Origin of the sequence: Stappia taiwanensis, from assembly GCF_014635285.1 — a bacterium.
GTDB lineage: Bacteria > Pseudomonadota > Alphaproteobacteria > Rhizobiales > Stappiaceae > Stappia > Stappia taiwanensis.
Genome location: NZ_BMCR01000001.1, coordinates 1 through 19,045, shown reverse-complemented (window position 1 = coordinate 19,045; position 19,045 = coordinate 1). Strand labels below are relative to the sequence as shown.

The following is a 19,045-nucleotide window of genomic DNA, read 5'->3' as shown; positions in this document are numbered from 1 at the left end:
CATGCTGCCTGTCGCCCCCGCCGCCGAACGTAACAAGGATGCGATCCTCACCGCGCTCCGCCCCATTGTGGCGCGGTGTCGGCGCGTTCTGGAGGTCGGCAGCGGCACGGGCCAGCACGCAGTGCATGTCACGACGGCCCTGCCGCATCTCCTATGGCAATGCAGCGATCTGCCCGCGTCCGTTCCGGGCATCGCCGCGCGATTGGCTGAGGAAGGCAGCGACCGCACACCGCCGCCGCTCACCCTCGATGTTGCCATGCCGCCCTGGCCGGTTCCGGCCGCGACCAGCCCGGAGGCCTTTGACGCCATCTTCACGGCCAACACCTTGCACATCATGTCGTTTGCGCATGTGAAAGAATTCTTCCAGCGCGTTGGCGAGCTGCTGGCGCCGGGCGGGGTCTGCTGCGTCTACGGGCCGATGAAATACGGCGGCGCCTTCACCACACCGAGCAACGCCGCCTTCGACGCACAGTTGCGGGCCGGCAACCCGGAGAGCGGCATTCGCGACTTCGAAGCGCTTGACGCCCTTGCCGGCGCGCAGGGTCTGACCCTTGAAGACGACATCGCCATGCCGGCCAACAATCAGTTGCTCATCTGGCGCCGCGCCGCCGGCTGAGGGAGCCGGAGCCGCGCCCTCTACCTGCCAGCGATTGCCAGCAGCGCCTCCACATCCAGCACCTTTTGCAGATGCCGGGCCAGACCATCGAGGGTCGCGTCCACCTCGCCCGCGTAGCGGAAGCCGGAGCGGGCGCCGAGCCCTTCCAGGAATCCTGCGCGAAATCCGTCGGCGGAAAACAGCCCGTGCATGTAGGTGCCCATCACCCGCCCGTCCGGCGAAATCGCGCCATCGGGGTGGCTCCGGTCGCCCTCCCCGGCCACCTCGGCGAAGGGCCGCGCGCAATCGGGACCTTCGGTGCGGCCGATATGGATCTCGTAGCCGGACAGCGGCGCGCCACTTGGCAGATGGGTGCCCATCACCTCGACCAGCCGCTTGTCCGGGGTCAGCACCGTTTCCACATCGAGAAGGCCGAGCCCCTGGACTGTACCGGCAGTGCCCTCGATGCCTTGTGGATCTGCGATGCTCCGGCCCAGCATCTGATAGCCACCGCACACGCCAAGCACCTTGCCGCCGCGCCGCAGGTGAGCGGCAAGGTCGATGTCCCAGCCTTGCGCGCGGAAGAAGGCGAGATCGCCGATGGTCGACTTGGTGCCCGGCAGAAGCACCAGATCGGCATCCCCCGGCAGCGGCGCGCCGGGCGGCACCAGCTCCAGCGTCACCTCCGGTTCCAGCCGCAAGGGATCGAGATCGTCGAAATTGGCGATCCGGCTGATCACCGGCACGGCGATCTTCACCGCGCCTGAGCCTGCGCTTTCCGCCAGCTCCAGCGCGTCCTCCGCCGGCAGGCGATGGGCCGCATCGAACCAGGGCACCACACCGAGCGACGGCCAGCCGGTACGCTCCGCAATCTCCCGCGTCCCTTGCGCGAACAGGGACGGATCGCCGCGAAACCGGTTGATCAGGAAGGCGCGGACGCGGGCCCGCTCCGCTTCGGGCAGGATCGCATGGGTCCCGACCAGCGAGGCGATCACCCCGCCCCGGTCGATATCGCCGCACAGCACCACCGGCACATCGGCAGCCTCGGCAAAGCCCATGTTGGCGATATCCCCGGCTCGCAGGTTGATTTCCGCCGGGCTGCCCGCGCCTTCCACCAGCACCAGATCGGCGCCATCGCCGACCATGGCGAAGCTTTCCAGCACGCGCGGCAAAAGCTCGCCCTTGCGCTTGCCATAGTCGCGGGCGCGCATGGTGCCGGCGCGCTTTCCTTGCACGATCACCTGGGCGCCCACATCGGTCTCCGGCTTCAGGAGAACCGGGTTCATGTGCACGCTCAGGGGCACCCGCGCGGCGATGGCCTGCAGCGCCTGGGCGCGGCCGATCTCGCCGCCATCGGCGGTGACGGCGGCGTTGTTCGACATGTTCTGCGGCTTGAACGGACGCACCTTCAGGCCCCGGTCGGCGAACAGCCGGCAGAGCCCGGCAACGATCAGGCTCTTGCCCACATTGGAGCCGGTGCCCTGGATCATCAGGGCGGGGGTGCGGCGCTCAGCCATGGCGGGAAAGGCTCAAAACTCGATCCCCTCCTGCGGCTTCACACCGGAGCGGAACGGATGCTTGATCTGGGTCATCTCGGTGACGAGATCGGCAATCTCGATCAACTCGTCCTTGGCGTTGCGGCCGGTGATGACCACATGCACATCCTCCGGCTTTTCATCGCGCAGGAAGGCGACAACCTCGTCGATCGGCAGGTAGTCGTAGCGCAGGACGATGTTCAGCTCGTCGCACAGGATCAGCCGGTATTCGCGCGAGCGGATCATCTCCTTGGCCGCCTCCCAGGCCTGGCGGGCGGCGTCAATGTCGCGCTGGCGGTCCTGGGTCTCCCAGGTGAAGCCCTCACCCATGCGCTTGATCGTCACGAGGTCGGAGAAGCGGTCCAGCGCCATGCGTTCGCCGGTCTCGATCCGTCCCTTGACGAACTGCACCACCGCCACCTTGTGACCATGACCGAGGGAGCGGAACACCATGCCGAAACCGGCGGTGGACTTGCCCTTGCCCTTGCCGGTGTGGACGATCAACAGCCCCTTTTCGATGGTCTTGGTGGCCATGATCTTGTCGCGCGCGGCCTTCTTCTTGCGCATCTTCTCCGCATGGCGAGCGTTCAGTTCTTCTTCGCTCATTTCCGCTTTCTTGTCGCTCACGTGATCGTCTCCCCGTTGTCCTGTCGTTCCAGCAGCGCCCGCGAGCTGTTGCGCCTTGGCGCCCACAGCCCCCGGTCCAGCGCCTCACGGAACCGGTCCATGATTTCCTCAAGCGCCTTCGGATTGGCCTCTTCCAGAAAGGCGCGCACGGTCTCGTCGCCAATATAGGCATCGAACAGCTGGTCGAAATGGTGATCGCCGACCGCCCGGGTGGTCGCGGCGAAGGCGAAGAGATAATCGACCGTCGCCGCGATCTCGAACGCCCCCTTGTAGCCGTGACGCATGACCCCGGCGATCCATTTCGGATTGGCGGCCCGGCCGCGTACCACCCGGCCGATTTCCTCGCCGAGGGTGCGGATCACCGGCCGTTCGGGCCGGGAATGGTCGTTGTGATAGACCTTCGGCGCTTCGCCCTTCAGCGTTTCCACCGTCGCCGCCAGCCCGCCTTCGAACTGGTAATAGTCATCGCTGTCGAGCAGATCGTGCTCGCGGTTGTCCTGATTGTGCAGCACCGCATCGACCCGCGACAGCCGGTCCTCCAGCGCACCGCGCGCGCCCGCCCCGTCCGCGCCCGCGCCATAGGCATAGCCGCCCCAGGCCAGAAAAGCTTCGGCGAAATCCGCGCGCTGGTCCCAGATACGCTCATCGATCAGCGCCTGCAGCCCCGCGCCGTAGGCACCGGGCTTTGAGCCGAACACCCGGTAGCCGGCGCTCAGCGCCGCCGCCTCCGCCGCCTCGCCGCCCGCAATCCGGCGGCGGGTTTCCTCCGCCACCCGGGCGGCGATGGGGTTGGCGTCGGTCGGCTCGTCCAGCGCGGCAACCGCCGCCACCGCCGACTGGAACAGGTCGATCTGATGGGGGAAGGCATCGCGGAAGAAACCAGAGATGCGCAAGGTCACATCAATGCGCGGACGGCCCAGCTCCGACAGGCCGAGAATGTCGAAGCCGGTCACCCGGCCCGACCCCGGTTCCCATTTCGGCCGCGTGCCGATCAGCGCCAGCGCCTGGGCGATGTCATCGCCGCCGGTGCGCATGTTGGCCGTGCCCCAGCAGGTCAGCACCACCGCGCTGGGGTACTCGCCCTCATCCTGGAAATGCCGCTCCACCAGCCGGTCCGCGCTCGCCTCGCCGATGCGCCAGGAGGTTTCGGTGGGTACGGCGCGCACATCGACGGAGTAGAAATTCCGACCCGTCGGCAGCACATCGGGACGCCCGCGCGTCGGCGCACCGGACGGCCCCGGCGGCACGAAGCGGCCGGCCAGCGCATCGAGCACACCGCGCGTTTCCAGCTCTCCCGATGCGGTGATGGCGGGGGCGATCCGCTCGGCGATCTCGGCAAGCACCGCATTGGTCGCGGCAAAGCCCTCTGGGGCGCCGGCCTCCACGCAGCGATGGGCGAGGATCTCCAGCCGCTCCACCGTGTCGCCACAGCTGCGCCAGGGCGCATCCGAGACCTCGGCGAGGGCTTGCGGGCGCGGCCCCTGCCAGGGTGCCTCGAAGGCGCAGTCGAGCGGGTCGAACGCCTCGCCGAGGTCCAAATCCCGCGCCAGAGCGCGCAGCAGGCTTTCGTTCGCCGCACCCTCGCCGCGCGGAATGCGCGTCATCGCCACCAGAAGATGGGAAAGCGCATCGCCCTGCGGCGCATCGCCGAACACATGCAGCCCGTCGCGGATCTGCAATTCCTTCAGGTCGCACAGATGGGCATCGAGCCGGGCAAGCCGGGTTTCCTCATCCATCTCGTCGCTGAGGCCGATGTCCCGGTCGAGCCCGTGCCGGGTCGCGGTGTCGAGAATGTCGCGAGTCAGCGCCTTGAGGCGGCGCGGGTCGACGCCTTGCGCCAGATAGTATTCATCGAGCAACACCTCCAGTTCAGCGCCGACGCCGTGGCTTTCGGCCCGGCCGAGCGGCGGCGTCAGGTGATCGACGATCACCGCCGATGTGCGCCGTTTGGCCTGTGCCCCCTCGCCCGGATCGTTGACGATGAACGGGTAGATGTTTGGTACCGGGCCGAGCACCGCTTCCGGATAGCACGCCTCGGAAAGCGCCAGCGCCTTGCCCGGCAGCCATTCCAGATTGCCGTGTTTGCCCAGATGAACCACGGCATCGATGCCGAAGACCTCGCGCAGCCAGATGTAAAACGCGAAATAATGGTGCGGCGGCACCAGGTCCGGGTCGTGATAGGTCGCCTTGGGGTCGATGTTGTAGCCACGGGCCGGCTGAATGCCGACCAGCGTGTTGCCGAACACATGGAGGGCGAGACGAAAGCCGCCCTCGGCCACATGCGGATCACCCTCCGGGGCGCCCCAACGCTCGCTCACCTGCCGGCGCACCTTTTCAGGAAGACCCGCGAAATGCCGGCGGTAGCTATCCAGATCGAGCACCGCACCGCCGGGGCTAACCTGCCTGTCCGCCAGCGCATTGGTCGGGCCGTGCGAGATCCGCTCCATCAGCCCGGCGGAGGTTTCCGGCGCACCGTCGACCCGGTAGCCCTCGGCGCGCATGGCCGCGAGCAGCCCGGCGCAGGAGGCAGGCGTGTCGAGCCCGACGCCATTGGCGAGCCGGCCGTCCTTGTTGGGATAGTTGGCGAGAATCAGCGCCACCTTGCGCTCTTCCGGCGGCGTCCGGCCGAGCCGGGCGGTGCGCGCCGCCAGATCGGCGACGAAAGCGATCCGGTCAGGCTTGGGCACGAACCGCACCGGCGCGGACTGGGTACGCGGGTCGCGCGCGCCCTGCTCCTTGAAGGACACGGCGCGGGTCAGGATCCGCCCATCCACCTCCGGCAGCACCACATGCATGGCCAGATCGCGGATCGACAGGCCCTGGTCGGCCTCGCGCCACCCTTCTTCTGAAGAGGAGGAGAACACCACCTGCATCACCGGCACACCGGGCGCATCGAGCGGCGTTGTGCGGTGCGGGCCGCCCGCCTTGGACACGGCAAAGGCCGTGGCATTCAGCACCACATCGGGCCGCGCCTCGGCGAACAGCGCGGCGAGAACACCGGCGCTTTCCGCCTCCTTCAGCGAGGAGACATAGACCGGCAGCGGGTTGATGCCCCGGTCGGTCAGCGCTGAACACAGGGCCTCGACCGGCGCGGTGGCCGCGCTTTGCACCAGCGCCCGGTAGAAGACGATGGCAGCGCAGGGCGCGGCCGGATCGGCCCAGCCCCGTGTCAGGTCCTCCAGCGCGGGCGCCGCATGGCCGGGCAGGAACACGCCTGCGCGCGGCAGAGCACGCGGCGGGTCGGGCTCCGGGTTGCGCTCAAGCAGATAGCCGCAATAGCCCAGCAGATTGGACAGATTGCCGGCGCCCCCTTCCACGCAATAGCGCCAGAGGGTGGCAACCTCCTCCACCGGCAGCGTGGAGCGGGCGGCCAGATCCGCATCCCAGCGGTCATCGCCGGGCATGACCGCCAGCTTGACGCCAAATCCACGCGCGACCTCGGTGAGCCGGTCGAGCCCATAGGGCCAGTATTCCGCTCCGCCGAGCAGGCGCAGCACCACCAGCTTCGAGCCCTCGACGGTCTGCTGGGCGTAAAGGTCGACCGAATAGGGATGGGAGAGCGCCAGCAGGCTGGCCAGCCGCAGGCTCAGCGCGCCATCGTCGCCAAGATCACCGGCAACGGCGGCCAGCGACGCCAATTCCGTATCGGCGGCGGACAGAAAGAGGATGTCGGCGGGGGCCTGTTCCAGGTCAACCGCCTCGTCCCCCTGATCGATCCGCCCGCTGCGGCCGGCCAGAATATGCATGTCGTCTCCCGTGTGGGCTGTGGCGGCTCTGACCGCCAGCGTGTCAGGCGGCGACAGTCGCCCGCAGAATGTCCTCGATCCGCGAAAGGTCGAAGCCGCTGAGGCCGATCACCACCAGACGCCCGGGGGCACGCGCATCGCGGGCGAACCAGGTCTCGACCCGGGGCCCGACCGCCTGCACCATCGCCGGCGCCGGCTTGCCCGCGACCGCCACCGCGCCCTTGATGCGCAGAACGCCGGGCACCGCCATGGCCGCCGCCACCTTGTCGCGAATGTCATCGAGCCCGGCAAAGACCCCGGTCTCGATCACATGGCTGGCAAATTCATCGTGGTCATGATCATGGTGGTGGTGATGATGGTCGTGGTCATCGTCATGATCGTGATCGTCATCATCATCGTGATGATGCGCCTCGTGATGGCCGGCGCGCCCGGTCATGTCGTCCTCCGAGGCGCTGGCACGGCCGAGCAGCACATCGGCGGCAAGGCTGCCCCGCTCGGCGGCAACAATCTCCACCGCCGGGCGCACCCGGGCGGCAACGCTCTGGCGCACCCGGTCAAGGGTCTCCGCATCCACCAGATCGGATTTGTTGAGAACGACGAGGTCGGCGCAGACGAGCTGATCGGCGAACAGCTCCTCCACCGGGCTGTCGTGATCGAGCGCCTCGTCGGCGGCCCGCTGGGCGGCGACCGCCGCCTCATCGGCGGCAACCCGCCCCTCGGCAACGGCAGCCGTATCGACCACCGTCACCACCGCATCGACGGTCACCCGGTTGCGCACGCTCGGCCAGGAAAACGCTCGTACCAGCGGCTGCGGCAGGGCAAGACCCGAGGTCTCGATGACAATGTGATCCGGCGCCTGATCGCGGGAAATCAGCATTTCCATGGTCGGCAGGAAATCATCGGCAACGGTGCAGCAGATACAGCCGTTGGTCAGCTCCACCACCTCTTCGGCGGCGCAATTGGGATCGGCGCAGCCATCGACCAGCGAGCCGTCGAAGCCCATGTCGCCAAACTCGTTGACGATGAGGGCAATGCGCTTGCCCTTGGCTTCGGTGAGAAGGTTGGTCAGCAGCGTGGTCTTGCCCGCACCGAGAAAGCCGGTGACGATGGTGGCGGGGATCTTGGCGGAAGACGAGGGTCCGGCACTCATAGGCGAATCTCCGGTTGCATGGGATTGGGTTTGAGAAGCAGCGGCAGACCGGCGGCGACCAGCACCACCTGATGCGCGGCTTGCGCAATCGTTCGATTGAGGCGGCCTTGCGCATCGCGAAACCGCCGCGCAAGTGCATTTTCGGGGACGATGCCCTGGCCGACTTCGTTGGAGACCAGCACCACCGGCCCTCGCACCGCTGTCAATGCGGCGACGAGGCGGCCGGTCTCGGCCTCGATATCGGCTTGCGCGAACATCAGATTCGACAGCCACAGCGTCAGGCAATCCACCAGCACGGCGCGGTCCGGCCCACATTCGCGGGAGAGAACGCCGGCGATGTCGCGCTGTTCCTCAACCGTGGTCCAGCCGTCACCGCGATCGGCCCGGTGCCGGGCGATCCGCTCGGCCATTTCGCCATCGCCGGGCGCGGAGGTGGCCACATAAACCCGCCGCAATCCGCTTTCGACGATGAGACGTTCGGCAAACGCGCTCTTGCCGGAGCGCGCGCCCCCGACGACCAGGGTCGCAGCCGCGCGCGCTCCATGTGTCATGTCGTCTCGCCGCGCTGCCAGAGCCAGCCAAGGGCGCTGCCGAGAATCGCCCAGAACACCGCCGCCGACACCATCGACGCGGCGACGAAATGGCCCTGCAGCTCCGCCGGGACGCGAGAAGCATATTCATGCGGATGCGGCGCGCCGATCAGATGCGGCGCGATAATCAGCAAAACGCCGGCGATCTTCAGCAGCGGCTCACCGCGCCCCACCACGAGCCAGAGGCCGAGACCGGTGGCAACGGCGGTGCCGACCCACCAGGTCTGACGGGCGACCAGTTCGGCGGCGGCCGAGCCGGGCAGTTCCGGCGGCAGGCCGAGCGCCGGGGCAAGCGCCACGGCGGCAAAGGCACCAAGACCCCATTGCAGACCTGTCGCCGCATCGATCCGCCGCGCGCCGAGCAGCATCGCCGCCAGCAGCATCAGGCCGAAGCCGAACCCGGTGAGAATGCTCGACAGGCTGGTGTAGAGCGTGCGCTCCAGACCATCCTCCGGCGCCCAGGCGCCGATCATCGAATCGAGAAACCCGAGCTCGCCCGCCGCCTCGTCATGCTCGCCGGGGGAATGGGCAAGCCACACCCGACCATCGTCGGTCAATCCGCCCGCGTATGGGGCAAGCTCCGCACTGGCGCCGACAGCCTTCATGCCGGCAGCCTGATGCAGCACTGGCGCGGACAGGCCGGCCACCTCATAGGTCTCAGCCTGAAGAATCAGCGGTGTCGTGATGAGTGCCTGAAGCACAGCCAAGGCAATACCCGCAGCGCATCCCGCGCCGAGGGCAACACCGAATATCCGTGTGATCACTGGACTGAAAGGCCACGCGGATCAGATCCGCGAGCGCTCCGGATCGTCAGTGGCAGGGAAAGCCGAGCGCGTGCCGGCTGTCATGCGCCGCATTGTGCAGCACATTGGAATGGGCAAAGCCCACGCCAAAGACCACGAAAGCGCCGACAAAGGCGCTGAGGAGCACGATCGGCAACAGGGCGGCGCGCGAGACGGAAGCCTGCGAAGCGGAAGCGGCGGAGGAAACAGAAGCGGACATTGGCATTCTCCATTGGTCGTCCACCCGACGACATGTGCGAGTCACGTGATCCGGCCGGTCTCCTGGCTCGCGGGTCATCGCCGCCCTTGCGCCTTCCCGGATCAACCGATCCAGTGGCATTTCGCAGGGCGGCTCGCCGCATACAGTTGCGGGGGCAGCTGCGGAATCGGGAGCCCTGATTGGGTCCTCCCTCACCGCATTCCCTTTTCATCCCCATCGGGCTTTGCCCGAAGCGGGGAACCGGAACACATCTCCCTTGTACCGCTTTGCCGTCACAGCAACAAGGGCCCGCAAGCGGCATTTCATCAGGGATACGCCTTGAGGAGGCTGGCCACCCCCGACCACCGGAACCGGTATTGCGGACAAGTTTTCCCCAGCCTTGCAAATTTTTCCGGACAAAACGCTTGGCAAGCGCGCCAACCGTTTGCTATATGCTCGCCACCGACGCAGCGAAGCTCGCTGCACAGGGTGATCCCCGGTAGCTCAGTTGGTAGAGCAAGCGGCTGTTAACCGCTGGGTCGCTGGTTCGAGTCCGGCCCGGGGAGCCACACCCTCTCAAGGTGTTTCTCACACATCACAGATAGATCAAGCAGGCCTCCCGGCCTGCGAGGCGCTTTGTGCCTCAGAGTGCCGTGGGCAGCGCATCTGCGCCCCCCCCACAGAACACCCGACATCTGACGTTGCTGACGTTTTTCAGCCTCGCGCATGGCCCTGCCGGGCGGTTTCCTATATGAGCGCTGGCACGCTTGACGCGGGGAAGAAGACCGACCGCGTCTCGATTCCCCAGGGCACGAACCGCCGCTCACCCCGTCGGCGACCCGACCCGCCATTTGGAGCAGGATGTTGCAGCACATCGATGTCGTGGTAATTGGCGCCGGCGCCGCCGGCATGATGTGCGCGATCGAAGCTGCAAAGCGCGGCCGATCGGTGCTGGCGCTGGATCACGCCAAGGCGCCCGGCGAAAAAATCCGAATCTCCGGCGGCGGCCGCTGCAATTTCACCAACCTTCACACCAGCGCGCGGAACTTCCTGTCCCGCAACCCGCGCTTCTGCATTTCCGCGCTCAGCCGCTACACCCAGCGGGATTTTATCCAGCTGGTCGAGCGGCACGGCATCGCCTATCACGAGAAAACGCTCGGACAGCTTTTTTGCGATGAGTCCGCCACCCAGATCATCGCCATGCTGCTTTCCGAGATGCGGAGCCACGGCGCAAAGCTGGAACTCGCCACCCGCGTAGAAAGCGTTGAAAAATCCGAGGGCGGCTTCACCGTGCGCCACTCAGGCGGAAGCCTGTCCTGCCAGTCGCTGGTGGTGGCCACGGGCGGCAAGTCGATCCCGAAGATGGGCGCGACGGGGTTTGGCTACGACCTGGCGACCCAATTCGGCCTGCGCCTGGTGGACACCCGCCCCGGGCTGGTGCCGCTGACCTTCGACCCGAACCTTTTGGAACAGCTGAAGCCCTTGGCCGGCGTTGCGGTCGAGGCCACCGCCACCTGCCGCAAGACCCGCTTCAATGAGGCGATGCTGTTCACCCATCGCGGCCTCAGCGGCCCGGCCATCCTGCAAATCTCCTCCTACTGGCGCGAAGGCGACGAGATCGCCCTCTCCATGCTGCCGGGAGCCGACCTGTTCGAGACCTTGCGCACGCAGCGCGCCACGAACGGGCGCCAGGCGCTCCAGACCGCACTGTCACAGCACCTACCGCGAAAACTGGCGCAGATGATCGCCACGGAGGCCGCAGCACCCGCCAGACTGGCCGACATGTCGGACACGGCGCTACGGCGCGTTGCCGCCGCGATCACCGACTGGCGGATCAAGCCGACCGGCTCGGAAGGCTATCGCACCGCCGAAGTGACCCTTGGCGGTGTGGACACCCGCGACCTCGATTCCAAGACCATGGAAGCCAGAGCCACCCCCGGGCTTTATTTCATTGGTGAGGTGGTGGACGTGACCGGCTGGCTCGGCGGCTATAACTTCCAGTGGGCCTGGTCCTCCGGCTGGTGCGCCGGCCAGTTCGCGTAAGACGCCCCCCCGATCCACTCAAACAGCGCGCGATCACGCCGTTCAGGCGAACACACACGCACGCTCCCGGCCGATGCATCCGAGCGCCAAATCGCCCGCATGTCCATTCACTTACCGCCACATCGGCCAGCATATTTCGCGGCCAGGAGCGCGGCCGTGAGCAACGTATAAAATTAAATCTGATTTGCGGTTGAGAATTATAATAACAAACGATATATTGCGCCGCGATATGGGAAAATCGAAGCAAAATTGAAAGCATATGCGGCAACAACCGCAAAATATCGCAAGTAAATTTGCAAAAGAAACCTTACGTAACCTGAAAGATTTTCCCAGTAAACAATCAAGAAATCAAAAAGAGGATCCATGAAACCCAAAATAAGGGTCGAAGGTGTTTACAAAATATTTGGCGAGGACCCGCAAGGGGCCCTTGACGCACTGAATGCCGGAAAATCGAAGATCGAGATTTTCGAGGAAACCGGCCAAACCGTCGGCGTCCAGGATGTCAGCTTCGAGGTCGGCGAAGGGGAAATCTTCGTGGTCATGGGCCTGTCCGGGTCCGGCAAGTCCACCCTGGTGCGGACGTTCAATGGCCTGATCCCGCCCACTTCCGGCAAGATCCTGATCGACGACGACGACGTTGCCAGTTGCTCGGCGGAGCGCCTGCGCAAGATCCGGCGCGAGAAGATCACCATGGTCTTCCAGCATTTCGCGCTGTTCCCGCACAAGACCGTCGCCGAGAACGTGGCCTACGGACTGAAGATCAAGGGCGAAAGCGCCGCCTCGCGACGCAAGAAGGCACTTGCGGCGCTGGAGCAGGTGGGACTGGCCGCCTATGCCGACAGCTTGCCCGGCGAGCTGTCCGGCGGCATGCAGCAAAGGGTCGGTCTGGCGCGCGGGCTCGCGACGGATCCGCAGATCCTGCTGATGGACGAGCCGTTCGGCGCGCTCGACCCGCTGATTCGCCGTGAGATGCAGGATGAGCTGCTGCACCTTCAGAAGATCCTGAAGAAGACCATCATCTTCATCACCCACGACCTCAACGAAGCCCTGCTTCTGGGCGACAAGATCGCCATCATGAAGGATGGTCGCTTCGTGCAGGTGGGCACCGCCCAGGAAATCGTCGACAACCCGGCCGATGACTATGTCGCCGCCTTTGTCGCCGACATCGACCGCGGCCGCGTGTTCGAGGCGGGCCATGTGGTCACCGATCCGGTGACCGTCGAGCAGAACGAAAAGGGTGCGGCGGAAAAGGCTCTCCAGCTGATGGAAGAGCACAACCGCAATGCGCTTTATGTGCTCGACAACAAGAAGGTCGCCGGCCTGGTCACCTACCAGGAACTGTCGGTTGCCGCCCGCGAGGAAGGGCGTACCGACCTTACCGAGGTGATGGTGACGGACGTTCCGGTGGTCGACCAGGACACGCCGCTGAACGAGCTTTACGGCGCAGCCAGCGCCGGCCACCCGATTGCCGTGACCGACAAGCGCGGGCGTCTGACCGGCGTGATCGAGGTCGAAGCGGTGTTCTCCCAGCTTTCGGGCGACGCGTCCGAAGACGAGACAGGAGAAGAGGGCAGCACGCCGCCCGCCGAGGAAAAGACTGAGACCGCACAAGGAGGGACGCCCCGATGATCAGCCCCGCTGACTTTGTCCAGATCCCGCTCGACGACTGGGTGAATTCCTTCGTGCGCGATTTCCTGGTGCCGAACTTTCGCCCGGCCTTTCGCGCCATGCAGGTGCCGATCACCAAGGTCCTTGAGCAGATCGACACCTTCTTCCACTGGCTGCCGATGCTGGTGTTCACCGTCGGGCTGACGCTGATCGCCGACCGTACGGCGGGACGCGGCGTTGCGCTGTTCTCGCTGGTGGCGCTGATCTTCATCGACATGATCGGCTTGTGGGCGGAAACCATGACCACCCTGTCGATGATCCTGACCTCGGTGTTCTTCTGCGCGGTAATCGGCATTCCGCTGGGCATCTGGACCGCCCGCAGCGACCGGGTCCTGCTCGTGGTCCGGCCGATCCTCGACATCATGCAGACGATCCCTTCCTTCGTCTATCTGGTGCCGATCGTGATGCTGTTCGGCGTTGGCATGGTGCCTGGCATCATCGCCACCATCATCTTCGCCCTGCCGCCGATCATCCGGCTGACCAACCTTGGCATCCGCAACGTGCGCGGCGACCTGATCGAGGCCGCCGAGGCCTTCGGCTCGACCCGCTGGCAGATGCTTTGGGAGGTGCAGTTGCCGCTGGCCCTCAGAACGATCATGGCCGGCCTCAACCAGACGCTGATGCTGGCCCTGTCGATGGTCGTCATCGCGGCGCTGATCGGCGCCGGCGGCCTCGGCCTGACGGTCTACACCGGCCTCGGGCGGCTCAATGTCGGCGCGGCGACGACCGGCGGCATCGGCATCGTCCTCCTGGCGATCATTCTGGACCGCATTACCCAGTCGCTGGGCGACAAGAAGGGCGTGCAGACACCCTCTCTCTGGCAGTCGCTGCGCTCGCTGTTCTCCGCCAGCAAGGCGGACGTGGGTGCGCAGAGCGGCAAGCCGGCCTGACGGGCGGCTGCCCCGACACACCGTTTCGCGCGGCCCCGTTCCAGCGGGGCCGCGTGCCCAAGGTGGCGGCGCTTGCCGCCATCCCCATCTGACGTTCCAATCTGGAGATTTCACACCATGAACAGCCTCAAGAAGACGCTCCTGTCGGTGACGGCTCTGGCGCTGGCCGGCACCCTTGCCGCCGCCCCGGCTTCGGCACAGGACGGCCCGGGCGCCGGCAAGACCATCAAGATGGCTCAGGCCACCTGGGACACCGGCTGGTTCCATTCGGAAATCTACAAGCAGCTCTTCGAGGAGCTCGGCTATTCCATCGACGGCCCGACCACCCTCGACAACCCGCCCTTCTATCAGGCGGTCGGCTATGGCGACGTCGACCTGTGGGTCAACGGCTGGTTCCCGATCCACGACACCTACCGTCCGGCCTTCGAGGGCTCGGCCGAGATCATCGGTGCGGTTGCCGCCGGCGGCGCGCTGCAGGGCTATCTCGTCGACAAGGCTTCGGCGGAGAAGTTCAACATCAAGTCGCTGGCCGACTTCAAACGCGACGACGTCAAGGAAGCCTTCGACCGTGACGGCGATGGCCGTGCGGATCTGGTCGCCTGCCCCCCGGGCTGGGGCTGTGAGGTCGCCATTGACGAGCACCTGACCAAGTACGATCTCAAGGGCGACATCAACGAGATCAAGGCCAGCTACTCCGCGTCCATGGCCGATGCGGTTGCCGCCTATGGCGCCGGCGAGCCGATCCTGTTCTACACCTGGACCCCGAACTGGACCGTCAACGAGCTGAAGCTCGGCAAGGACGTGGTCTGGATCCAGGTGCCGGAAGAGGCCACCGAGGAGAACGCTGCCAAGGGCGTTGCTTCCTGCGTCGCCGACCCGTGCGTGATGGGCTTTGCCGCCAACGACATCGTGCCGGTGGCCAACTCCAAGTTCCTGAAGGAGAACCCCGCCGTCGCCACCCTGCTGAAGACCGCCTCGATCCCGCTTGAGGACATCTTCGCGCAGAACTCGGCGATGAACGATGGCGCCGACAGCCCGGAAGACATCAAGAAGCAGGCCTCCGACTGGATCAAGGCCAACCGCGAGATGGTCGACGGCTGGCTCGCCACCGCGCGCGGCGCGGCGCAGTAAGCCGCACCGGACACGGCGGCCCTCCCCTCCGGGCGGGCCGCCCCTACCGCAAAACAAAACCACGCGTGGGGCCTTCCCGCGCGTGGTTTTTTTATGGCCTGGAGAGCGTGACGCACCGACCGCCCGGCGCGTGGGCGCGCAGGGGCAGTCGTCTTGCAAGCTGGATAACATGGAAAATGGCGACCCCGGCAGGATTCGAACCTGCGACCGTCGGTTTAGAAGACCGATGCTCTATCCACCTGAGCTACGGGGCCGGACGGGCACGAAGCCCGCCGCTCTGGGCCGTCAGTGGGTCCAGGGCATGTGCCGATTGAAGCGGAAGTTGTCGGAATAGGTCACCTTGGGCACATGCCGCTCGCGCGGCTTTTCCACCCGGTAGGCAATGCCGTTGCGCCGGGCGTAGGCCACGGCCTCTTCCTCGCTGGCAAAGCGCAGGCGCACCTGCTGGCGCATGTCGCTGGAGGAGGTGTAGCCCATCAGCGGCTCGATCGTCCGCGCCACCTCCGGAACGTAATCCAGCACCCAGTCATGGGTCTTGCCACGGCCGGACTGGGTTGCGGTCTTGGCCGGAGAATAGATGCGTGCCACCATCGGACGGCTCCCGTCGCTCAATTCGCTGTTCCGGTGCGCGGTTGCGCACCAACTGCGCCTGTTTATTTCCCCGCCGCCGGGCGAAGTCAACATCGCAAATCGGCGCTAGCGGGCCGCAGGGCCGGGGATTTGGGAAAACGCCTCCCGTCCCTCGCCGATTGCCTGAAGACCAACCGCCGATACACCGCGCATACGCCAGATCCGGAACCAATGTGGCCGGCGAAGAGTGAATCGATTTTTTTGAAGAATGGTCGGGGCAGCAGGATTTGAACCTGCGACCCTCTGCTCCCAAAGCAGATGCGCTACCAGGCTGCGCTATACCCCGATCCAAGGAGTTCTGCGGTTTATCCGCCATATCGGGGTGCCGTCAAGGGGGAACGAAACGGGAATTTTTGGGCGGATTTAGCACCTTGCGGCAAAGGAGTCCCGGAATAGTCCCGGAATCCGCTGGGAAAGTACCCCTGTTTTGTTCCTCGGCTCACCGTGAAAAAACCAACGGAAATTTCTGCACGACCAGATCATGATCAGAGTTCACCGGCGGGGCGTCAGTGGGGCGACGTCGCATGCCGCCCCAGGCGTCCGCGCCCGCCGAATCGACAGAGGCGGCCCATAGCGGACAGAGGGAACTTTGCCAATCAATGGCGGCTTCGCGACGCCATTCCTGACATTCAGCAAGTTTCTCGCTACGGTTGATAGTGGGTATTGTTGGTCGGCCGATAATCGAATCAGGCTGGTTGGATATCCTGTATCGAACGCAGCGAGTACTTATGTCAGTAACCAGGAAGAACCACTATGTCCCGCAATGGTATCAGGAAAGGTTCTTCACGCCTGGGAAAACCACGCATTGCCTCCTCGACCTGAAGCCACCCACTTTCAAGCGTCGGGACGGAACGGCCGCTAGCGGGCGCTGCCTTTTCGATTCACCTACGGCCCGGGCGTTTGTCGAGCAGGACCTCTACTCGACATTCTTCGGTGCCGGGGTCAACGATGAGATCGAGAGAATGTTTTTCGGTGACATCGATAGGCGAGGTGCCGACGCGGTCCGGGCATTCTGCGGCGATGATCAAGGTGCCTGGCATGAACATTTCATGGACCTCTTCGAATTCCTGGACATCCAGAAGCTGCGAACCCCCAAAGGTCTCGCATGGCTACGCCAGCAGTATCCGGAGATCGGTCGAGTCAGCGAGAAGTTTCCGGGCGCCGCCCAGAACCAGTTGATGGTCGAGATGCAGGGTATCCGTATGCTCAACATTACGACCTGGACCTCCGGAGTTCGGGAGATCGTTTCAGCGGAGCGGGCCGGCGTCAAGTTCATCGTAAGCGACCACCCTATCACGGTCTATAACCATGCCATACCACCGTCCGACGCCCGGAACCGGTATCCCGAGGATCCGTCGACCGCTCTCAAAGGCTCGCAGACGCTTTTCCCGTTGGGGCCGGATCACCTCCTAATCCTGACCAACCTCGAATACGCGAGGAACCCCGAAACTAACCCCGACGCGAAGCGGACGTTCGCGCGGAACTACCAGTCCACGATGGTGTCCACGATTGAGTTCATCAAGAAGCGGCACCTGACCGACGATCAGGTCGCCGAGGTGAACCTCGTGATCAAGGCTCGTGCTGACCGCTATGTCGCCGGTTCCCGCCGGGAGGATCTTTTCCCTGAAAAGGTGGTATCCAAGTCCTGGGCCGACCTGCGTACGACGTTCCTTCCGCCGTCGGACGAGCTCTACCGGTTCGGCGGAGAGATGTATGCCAGCTTCGAGAATGGAGATGTTTACTATCAAGACGAGTTCGGGCGAACCGAAAAACCGCGGGAATGGCTGCTAAAGGAAAAGCTGAAAACCCCTCCACGGCCACGCGACTACTGTCCGTGTGGATCCGGCCAGTCGTTCGGGAACTGCTGTCGAGACAAACCGGCGCACCTGCGCACGTCATGGACGGAGAAAAGCATCCGAGAGCGCAACATGATGTTCATGAACGCTCTGACCAAGCTCTTCCAATTGAAGACCAAGGATTGGGATACGATCCGCCGCGAGATGACCGACGACAAGATTGCGCGGATGTATCGCCTGTATGAGGCTCTGTGGCCGCTAGAAACCGACCTGCTAGCCCTCTTGCCTAAGCCGGATGGCAAGATGCGCTCTGTCTATACAGGATCGCTGCATCCCAAACTGATCTTGGAGTTCGCACTCGGGGCGCCTTTGTATTTCGGTGAGGTAATTATCCAGAACCCGTTCTTGATCTCTCGAACCCTACAAGAGGACAAGCGACCCACACTGCACCCTCGCAAGTACCGAGGCGAAGCTCTCAAGACCCTGATGACCTTTTTCCAGCTCATGCCGCTCGTTGAGGCCGGACTGATCATCCTGATCCCGGATCCCTGCGATTTCGATTTTCACCTCAGGGATCAGATGATGGCAATGTCTGAGGTCCGATCTCGGGCCATCAAGTTTGGTCCGGCTGACGACCCGAGAGTCGAGGCTGTGATGCAAGAAGACATACGCCGTACGATGCTGAACATGCCAAAAGACTTCCTTGCCAAGCGCATGTTGAAGATGGCCAGCGATGACGAACCGATCCCGATGAATACACTCGTCGACCTCGTCGAAAAGATGAAGGTTGAGGACACGTTGGCCATCCTACAGGAAGACTCCCTCACGGATGGCGGCCAGTTCGAATTGATGAAGATGGCGCCCAATTTTGAGATGGCGATGTACCTGGCCCAGGCGACCGGCGCTCAGATCGTGACCGACAGTCCCTTCCGATGGAAAGAACTCCAAGCGGCGCTCGCCAGACGCCATCTCGGTACTACACCTACCCTGATCCAGTTGCAGCGAGCGATTGCGTCTACCCCGGTCGAATTTCCGGTGGGCCACCAGGCGATACTCAGTGTATTCGACAACCCGTTGTTCCGTGAGATGGGATCGCTCTTCCGTTCCGCATTCTCGTACACTGCTAAGCGTTCCGCGGAGAACCTGAAACCTAATTTCGAGGCTCAGCTCGCTGCACGCTTCCAGCGACAACGGGACTCTATGAAATCCTTGATCGCGCGCGCAAACGTCCCCGCCGTAGCGGCGCGCCTTACGACCGCGTTTCGCTTCGGTGGTTTTCAGGACAACACCATCAATCGGCTATTGTTGATGTCGAGCTCTGAGCATCATTTGGACTCCGTTCCTATGGCGACGTTGATAGAGCGTTGGGATACTTCACCACGAGCGGACAACGCGAAATCTCGGGTACACTGAGCCCACAGCACGACTTAAGGTCAGCTGTCGGCCTCTTTCCAGTCATTCGATCAAACCGCAGCGAACGTACACTCCCCGCCTTTTCGCCGGCCTTTTTCTCGCTGCCCTCCTGTCCTTGCCCGGCGCCACCACCCAAGCCTCGGCAGAGCCCTGGCAAAGCGGTGTCTCGAACGATGGCACAATCGCCATGACCTGCTCCCCTGAATGTACCCGTTCATAGGCTAGCGCCGTTCACGTTGTGGTCCATTCG

Annotated in this window: 14 protein-coding genes, 3 tRNA genes and 1 riboswitch; of the genes, 7 read left to right on the top strand and 10 right to left on the bottom strand. The window is 64.5% G+C overall.

The annotated features are described in order from the left end of the window. Position 1: 1 nt before the first annotated feature. Complete coding sequence (locus IEV83_RS00085) at positions 2-616, top strand: DUF938 domain-containing protein (RefSeq protein ID WP_181758236.1); 615 nt, start codon at positions 2-4, stop codon at positions 614-616. Between the two features lie 20 nt (positions 617-636). Here the strand turns inward: IEV83_RS00085 and IEV83_RS00080 are convergent, their stop codons facing one another. Genes IEV83_RS00080 through IEV83_RS00050 form a run of 7 tightly spaced genes read right to left on the bottom strand, consistent with a single transcriptional unit; the run spans position 637 to position 9,245 of the window. After that, positions 637-2,112, bottom strand: coding sequence for a cobyric acid synthase (locus tag IEV83_RS00080; RefSeq protein ID WP_244628008.1), 1,476 nt, complete (start codon positions 2,110-2,112; stop codon positions 637-639). Positions 2,113-2,124: 12 nt separating this feature from the next. Further along, positions 2,125-2,736: a cob(I)yrinic acid a,c-diamide adenosyltransferase gene (gene cobO / locus IEV83_RS00075; protein ID WP_181758540.1), complete on the bottom strand. Its 612-nt coding sequence runs from the start codon at positions 2,734-2,736 to the stop codon at positions 2,125-2,127. 17 nt (positions 2,737-2,753) lie between these two features. After that, complete coding sequence (gene cobN / locus IEV83_RS00070; RefSeq protein ID WP_181758235.1) at positions 2,754-6,503, bottom strand: cobaltochelatase subunit CobN; 3,750 nt, start codon at positions 6,501-6,503, stop codon at positions 2,754-2,756. 43 nt (positions 6,504-6,546) lie between these two features. Then, on the bottom strand, positions 6,547-7,653 hold the full coding sequence (gene cobW / locus IEV83_RS00065) for a cobalamin biosynthesis protein CobW (protein ID WP_181758234.1): 1,107 nt from the start codon (positions 7,651-7,653) through the stop codon (positions 6,547-6,549). Continuing rightward, positions 7,650-8,204, bottom strand: coding sequence for a bifunctional adenosylcobinamide kinase/adenosylcobinamide-phosphate guanylyltransferase (cobU, locus tag IEV83_RS00060; RefSeq protein WP_181758233.1), 555 nt, complete (start codon positions 8,202-8,204; stop codon positions 7,650-7,652). The genes cobW and cobU overlap by 4 nt, the downstream gene beginning before the upstream one ends. Beyond that, positions 8,201-9,007, bottom strand: a complete 807-nt coding sequence (locus IEV83_RS00055) for a CbtA family protein (protein WP_181758232.1) — start codon at positions 9,005-9,007, stop codon at positions 8,201-8,203. The genes cobU and IEV83_RS00055 overlap by 4 nt, the downstream gene beginning before the upstream one ends. A gap of 46 nt (positions 9,008-9,053) precedes the next feature. After that, a complete protein-coding gene (locus IEV83_RS00050; RefSeq protein WP_181758231.1) occupies positions 9,054-9,245 on the bottom strand; it encodes a CbtB domain-containing protein in 192 nt (63 codons plus the stop codon). Positions 9,246-9,280: 35 nt separating this feature from the next. Further along, a riboswitch (cobalamin riboswitch) is annotated at positions 9,281-9,505 on the bottom strand. Positions 9,506-9,717: 212 nt separating this feature from the next. Here IEV83_RS00050 and IEV83_RS00045 point away from each other — a divergent pair. The 5 genes from IEV83_RS00045 (at position 9,718) to proX (ending at position 14,956) form a co-directional block, all read left to right on the top strand. Next, a tRNA-Asn gene (locus IEV83_RS00045) sits at positions 9,718-9,793 on the top strand. Positions 9,794-10,088: 295 nt separating this feature from the next. Then, entirely contained in the window at positions 10,089-11,267 is a 1,179-nt protein-coding gene (locus IEV83_RS00040; RefSeq protein WP_181758539.1) for a BaiN/RdsA family NAD(P)/FAD-dependent oxidoreductase, read from the top strand. A gap of 363 nt (positions 11,268-11,630) precedes the next feature. Continuing rightward, positions 11,631-12,896 (top strand): quaternary amine ABC transporter ATP-binding protein, encoded by a 1,266-nt coding sequence (locus IEV83_RS00035; protein WP_181758230.1) that lies wholly within the window; start codon positions 11,631-11,633, stop codon positions 12,894-12,896. After that, positions 12,893-13,825, top strand: coding sequence for an ABC transporter permease (locus IEV83_RS00030; RefSeq protein WP_181758229.1), 933 nt, complete (start codon positions 12,893-12,895; stop codon positions 13,823-13,825). Before IEV83_RS00035 ends, IEV83_RS00030 begins: the two co-directional genes overlap by 4 nt. 117 nt (positions 13,826-13,942) lie before the next feature. Next, on the top strand, positions 13,943-14,956 hold the full coding sequence (gene proX, locus IEV83_RS00025; RefSeq protein WP_188478573.1) for a glycine betaine/L-proline ABC transporter substrate-binding protein ProX: 1,014 nt from the start codon (positions 13,943-13,945) through the stop codon (positions 14,954-14,956). 177 nt (positions 14,957-15,133) lie between these two features. Here proX and IEV83_RS00020 read toward each other — a convergent pair. The 3 genes from IEV83_RS00020 to IEV83_RS00010 form a co-directional block, all read right to left on the bottom strand. Continuing rightward, positions 15,134-15,210 (bottom strand) — tRNA-Arg (locus tag IEV83_RS00020). Positions 15,211-15,241: 31 nt separating this feature from the next. After that, a complete protein-coding gene (locus tag IEV83_RS00015) occupies positions 15,242-15,547 on the bottom strand; it encodes an ETC complex I subunit (protein ID WP_181758227.1) in 306 nt (101 codons plus the stop codon). Between the two features lie 248 nt (positions 15,548-15,795). Further along, positions 15,796-15,872 (bottom strand) — tRNA-Pro (locus IEV83_RS00010). A 442-nt stretch (positions 15,873-16,314) separates the two neighbouring features. Here IEV83_RS00010 and IEV83_RS00005 point away from each other — a divergent pair. Continuing rightward, positions 16,315-18,795, top strand: coding sequence for a DUF4238 domain-containing protein (locus IEV83_RS00005; protein WP_181758226.1), 2,481 nt, complete (start codon positions 16,315-16,317; stop codon positions 18,793-18,795). The last annotated feature ends 250 nt before the right edge of the window (positions 18,796-19,045 follow it).

Bases quoted from the DNA above. Each gene is read 5' to 3' on its own strand.
- IEV83_RS00085 (WP_181758236.1), top strand. From the start codon at position 2: ATGCTGCCTGTCGCCCCCGCCGCCGAACGTAACAAGGATGCGATCCTC.
- IEV83_RS00080 (WP_244628008.1), bottom strand. From the start codon at position 2,112: ATGGCTGAGCGCCGCACCCCCGCCCTGATGATCCAGGGCACCGGCTCC.
- cobO (WP_181758540.1), bottom strand. From the start codon at position 2,736: ATGAGCGAAGAAGAACTGAACGCTCGCCATGCGGAGAAGATGCGCAAG.
- cobN (WP_181758235.1), bottom strand. From the start codon at position 6,503: ATGCATATTCTGGCCGGCCGCAGCGGGCGGATCGATCAGGGGGACGAG.
- cobW (WP_181758234.1), bottom strand. From the start codon at position 7,653: ATGAGTGCCGGACCCTCGTCTTCCGCCAAGATCCCCGCCACCATCGTC.
- cobU (WP_181758233.1), bottom strand. From the start codon at position 8,204: ATGACACATGGAGCGCGCGCGGCTGCGACCCTGGTCGTCGGGGGCGCG.
- IEV83_RS00050 (WP_181758231.1), bottom strand. From the start codon at position 9,245: ATGTCCGCTTCTGTTTCCTCCGCCGCTTCCGCTTCGCAGGCTTCCGTC.
- IEV83_RS00035 (WP_181758230.1), top strand. From the start codon at position 11,631: ATGAAACCCAAAATAAGGGTCGAAGGTGTTTACAAAATATTTGGCGAG.
- IEV83_RS00030 (WP_181758229.1), top strand. From the start codon at position 12,893: ATGATCAGCCCCGCTGACTTTGTCCAGATCCCGCTCGACGACTGGGTG.
- proX (WP_188478573.1), top strand. From the start codon at position 13,943: ATGAACAGCCTCAAGAAGACGCTCCTGTCGGTGACGGCTCTGGCGCTG.
- IEV83_RS00015 (WP_181758227.1), bottom strand. From the start codon at position 15,547: ATGGTGGCACGCATCTATTCTCCGGCCAAGACCGCAACCCAGTCCGGC.
- IEV83_RS00005 (WP_181758226.1), top strand. From the start codon at position 16,315: ATGTCAGTAACCAGGAAGAACCACTATGTCCCGCAATGGTATCAGGAA.